Origin of the sequence: Pseudomonas sp. NPDC087342, from assembly GCF_044744265.1 — a bacterium.
Classification (GTDB): domain Bacteria; phylum Pseudomonadota; class Gammaproteobacteria; order Pseudomonadales; family Pseudomonadaceae; genus Aquipseudomonas; species Aquipseudomonas nunensis.
Genome location: NZ_JBIUXZ010000031.1, coordinates 61,812 through 62,563 on the forward strand (window position 1 = coordinate 61,812; position 752 = coordinate 62,563).

Annotated in this window: 1 protein-coding gene and 1 pseudogene; both read left to right on the forward strand. The window is 55.6% G+C overall.

Going from position 1 to position 752, the window contains the following annotated elements; all coding sequences use genetic code 11:
* Window positions 1-224: pseudogene (locus ACIOYV_RS30890) on the forward strand (ribosome maturation factor RimM); the annotation flags it as partial.
* Window positions 206-752: tRNA (guanosine(37)-N1)-methyltransferase TrmD (gene trmD / locus ACIOYV_RS30895; RefSeq protein WP_401329938.1), on the forward strand; the 547-nt coding region annotated here is incomplete at its 3' end. The pseudogene ACIOYV_RS30890 and the gene trmD, both read left to right, overlap by 19 nt.

Sequence of the window (752 nt, forward strand, 5' to 3'; positions counted from 1 at the left end):
TATTGTTACATGATGGATGTATTTATGTTTTTTTTAAACTAGGGCAATTGCTCGGGAAAATCGATCATCTTCTGGAAACCGGCGCCAATGATGTAATGGTGGTCAAGCCTTGCGCTGGCAGCCTGGATGATCGCGAACGCCTGTTGCCCTATACGGAGCAATGCGTGTTGGCAGTCGACCTTGCCGCAGGCGAGATGAAGGTGGAATGGGATGCGGACTTCTAAGCGTGGCTAACTTGCGCGTAGAAGTGATCAGTTTGTTTCCCGAGATGTTCTCCGCCATCAGCGAGTACGGCATCACCAGTCGTGCGGTGAAACAGGGGCTGTTGCAGCTGACCTGTTGGAATCCGCGAGACTACACGACGGATCGACATCACACTGTGGACGATCGCCCATTTGGCGGTGGCCCGGGCATGGTGATGAAGATCAAGCCCCTGGAAGATGCTCTGGTTCAGGCCAAGGCAGCAGCCGGGGAGGCGGCGAAGGTGATTTACCTGTCCCCCCAAGGCCGTCAGCTGACTCAGTCGGCGGTCCGCGAGTTGGCGAATCTGGATGCATTGATCCTGATTGCCGGCCGCTATGAAGGCATTGACGAGCGTTTTATAGATGCTCACGTCGATGAAGAGTGGTCGATTGGCGACTATGTACTGTCTGGCGGCGAGCTGCCGGCGATGGTCCTGATCGATGCGGTTACACGACTGCTGCCTGGAGCTTTAGGGCATGCGGACTCCGCCGAGGAAGATTCCTTTACGG